General features: G+C 70.1%; 2 protein-coding genes and 2 pseudogenes. 2 read left to right on the plus strand and 2 right to left on the minus strand.

The annotated features are described in order from the left end of the window. A pseudogene (locus A5652_RS23570) lies at positions 1-372 on the plus strand (hypothetical protein); the annotation flags it as partial. Positions 373-375: 3 nt separating this feature from the next. Then, entirely contained in the window at positions 376-1,959 is a 1,584-nt protein-coding gene (locus A5652_RS23575) for a DNA polymerase Y family protein (protein WP_197514082.1), read from the plus strand. Here A5652_RS23575 and A5652_RS23580 read toward each other — a convergent pair. Then, positions 1,950-3,128, minus strand: a complete 1,179-nt coding sequence (locus A5652_RS23580) for an alpha-hydroxy-acid oxidizing protein (protein WP_067357621.1) — start codon at positions 3,126-3,128, stop codon at positions 1,950-1,952. The two genes, A5652_RS23575 and A5652_RS23580, sit on opposite strands and share 10 nt — an antisense overlap. A gap of 71 nt (positions 3,129-3,199) precedes the next feature. Next, positions 3,200-3,346: pseudogene (locus A5652_RS27195) on the minus strand (beta-ketoacyl-ACP synthase); the annotation flags it as partial.

The following is a 3,346-nucleotide window of genomic DNA, read 5'->3' on the forward strand; positions in this document are numbered from 1 at the left end:
CTGCTGGCCGCCGCGGAGATGGGGGCGGATCTGAGCCGGCTCGCGGTGATACCGGATCCCGGCACCGATCCGGTGGAGGTGGCCGCGGTGCTCATCGACGGCATGGATCTGGTGGTCCTGGGGCTGGGCGGGCGGCGGGTGCCACCCACCCGGGCGCGGGCGGTGGTGGCCCGCGCCAGGAACAAGGGCTGCACCCTGTTGGTCACCGGCGGCGATTGGCAGGGGGCACCGACGCGCCTCGCCGCCCACGTCTGTGGTTATGAGATCACCGCAGGCGACCGTCCCGGATTCGGCCGGATCGGCGGGGTGCGGCTTCAGGTCAGCGGGACATGCGCGGGACGACGGGTGATGACTCCAGCGCGAGCCGGGTAACCCATGGTATCCCCTTCTGGTTCAAGGGTTTTGGCGATCTGGTGCATGGATTGGCCCGCGGTCGCGGCGGCGGCTGCCGCGGGTCTGTCCGCGACCGCTCCGATCGCGGTCACGCTGGCCAACCGGGTGATCGCCTGCTCGTCGGCCGCCCGCGCGGCAGGGGTGCGGCGGGGCCTGCGACGCCGGGAGGCGGCCGCCCGATGCCCGCAACTGCACGTCACCGCCGCCGACGCGGACCGCGACGCCCGCTTTTTCGAAGCGGTGATCGCGGCGGTGGACGACCTGGTGCCCCGCGCCGAAGTGCTGCGGCCCGGCCTCCTGGTGTTGCCGGTGCGCGGCGCGGCCCGCTATTTCGGGTCCGAGGCCACCGCCGCCGAACGGCTGATCGATGCGGTGGCTGTGAGTTCAGTGGCCGGCGCCGAGTGTCAGGCCGGGGTGGCCGACCAGTTGTCCACCGCGGTCTTCGCGGCGCGGGCGGGCCGTGTCGTCGAGCCGGGGGGTGACGCGAAGTTCTTGTCGGTGCTGTCCATCCGACAACTCGCCACCGAGCCGAGCCTGTCCGGCGCCGGCCGCGAAGAGCTGACGGACCTGTTGTGGCGGATGGGGATTCGCACCATCGGGCAGTTCGCCGCGCTGTCGCGCAGCGACGTGGCTTCCCGATTCGGCGCCGACGGGGTGACTGCGCACCGGTTGGCCCGCGGCGAACCCGACCGGCCCCCCTCCGGCCGGGAGCCGCCGGCCGAACTCGAGGCCGTGCTGGACTGCGACCCGCCGATCGACCGGGTCGATGCCGCGGCGTTCGCGGGGCGCTCACTGGCCGGCAGGCTGCATCAGACGCTGATGGCCGCCGGCGTTGGATGCACCCGGCTGGCCATCCACGCCGTCACCGCCAACGGCGAAGAACTGCACCGGGTGTGGCGGTGCGCCGAACCGTTGACCGAGGACGCCACCGCCGACCGGGTGCGCTGGCAGCTCGACGGATGGTTGAGCAGCCGCACCGCGCGCAATCCCCGTCCCACCGCCGCGGTGACGCTGTTGCGGCTCAAGGCGGTGGAGGTGGTATCGGCCGAGGCGCTGCAGTTGCCGCTCTGGGGTGGCCTGGGCGAGGAGGACAGGCTGCGGGCTCGCCGGGCGCTGGTGCGGGTGCAGGGCCTGCTCGGCCCGGAGGCGGTGCGAGTGCCGGTGCTGTCCGGCGGGCGCGGCCCGGCCGAGCGCATTACGCTGATCCCGCTCGGCGACGAGCCGGTGCCGCGGGCCGATCCCGATCCACCGTGGCCCGGCCGGCTGCCCGAGCCGTCACCGGCGGTCCTGCTTGATGACCCGGTGGAACTGCTTGACGCCCAAGGCAACCCGATACGGGTGACCATCCGGGGGCTGTTCTCCGCCGATCCCGCGCGCATGATCGCCCATGGCCGCGACGAGCGGCTGTGCTGGTGGTCCGGGCCGTGGCCGGTCGACGAGCGATGGTGGGATCCCGAACTGAGTAAGGGGCGCACCGCCCGCGCCCAGGTATTGCTGGAGAGTGAGCGTGCGCTGCTGCTGTGCTATCGCCGGCGACGCTGGTATGTGGAGGGAAGCTACGAATAGCTTTGCGCTTCAGCGTATTCGACACGCCGCAATGCGTCGGGGGTCAGATCCTTCAGGGAGGGATATCCGTCGACGGCCATGATCAGATCCGCTTCGGCCAGCAGCGAGCGCAGCACGTGCACAATGCCGTCCACGCCACCGACGGCCAGGCCGTAGGCGTACGGTCGGCCGATCCCCACGGCGGTCGCGCCCAGCGCCAGCGCTTTGATGATGTCGGCGCCGCCACGCACGCCCGAGTCGAACAGCACCGGGATTCCATCGGCGGCCTCGATTACTGCGGGCAGGCAATCCAAGCAGGGCAGCCCGCCGTTGGCTTGCCGGCCGCCGTGGTTGGAGCAGTAAATGCCGTCCACGCCAATATCTTTGGCGCGGCGAACGTCGTCGGGATGGCAGATGCCCTTGACCATCAGCGGCAGGCTGGTCTCGGACCGCAGCCATTCCAGGTCCGACCACCGGAACGGCCCGCCGAAGATCGGCAGTTTGCGCACCGCCGCCTCGGTGGCGTCTTCACCCGGTTCGAGCTTGGCGCGGAACACCGGATCGCTCGTGTAGTTAGCCAGGCAGCCGCTGGGCACCTGCGGGTAGTTCCCGCCTTTCAGATCGCGCGGGCGCCAGCCGGTGACCCACGTGTCGAGCGTGACGGCGATGCCCTTGAAGCCGGCCGCCTCGGCCCGGTGCACCAGGCTGGTGGCCATCTCGCGGTCCGGAGGCGTGTACAGCTGGAAGAACGCCGGGGTGTCGCCGAGCTCGGCCGCGAGATCCTCCATCGGGTCAGCCGACAGGGTCCCCACGAAAAACGGCACACCCGTGCGGGCCGAGGCCCGCGCACACAGCATGTCCCCGTGGCCGTTCGGGTCGCACACGCCGATGACGCCGATGGGAGCCATGAATATCGGGGAATCGAACCTGACGCCGAACAACTCAACTGCCATATCGCGCTGCTCGGGCGCGATCCCCATGCGCGGATACAACCCCCACCGCTTGAAAGCCTCGCAGTTGATGCGCTGGGTGTGTTCGTCACCCGCGCCGCCGGCCACGTATCCCAGCACCTTCGGCGTCATCGCCGCCGCGGCCTTCTTCTCCAGCTCGTCGAACCTGATCGGGTACTGCGGCTGATTGCCGTGCAGCGACTGGTCGTACAACTCGTTTTGATACTCGGCGAAAGCCATAGTCGCTGACTTCCCCGGGCTTGGATCACCAAACGAGCGCTCGAGGATCAGCGCCGCGGTCTATGCCGGCGTCAGTAGCGCCCGAAGGCAATGGCCACGTTGTGTCCGCCGAATCCGAACGAGTTGTTGATCGCGTACTCGTAGTTGCCCGGGCGTGGTTTGCCGGCCACGACGTCGAGGTCGATTTCGGGGTCGAGGTTTTCCAGGTTGAGCGTGGG

The organism is Mycobacterium sp. 1165178.9 (assembly GCF_001673555.1).
Taxonomy (GTDB): Bacteria; Actinomycetota; Actinomycetes; order Mycobacteriales; family Mycobacteriaceae; genus Mycobacterium.

What these genes read in the sequence shown, in the direction of transcription:
- A5652_RS23575 (WP_197514082.1), top strand. Translation starts at nt 376, where the DNA reads ATGGTATCCCCTTCTGGTTCAAGGGTTTTGGCGATCTGGTGCATGGAT.
- A5652_RS23580 (WP_067357621.1), bottom strand. Translation starts at nt 3,128, where the DNA reads ATGGCTTTCGCCGAGTATCAAAACGAGTTGTACGACCAGTCGCTGCAC.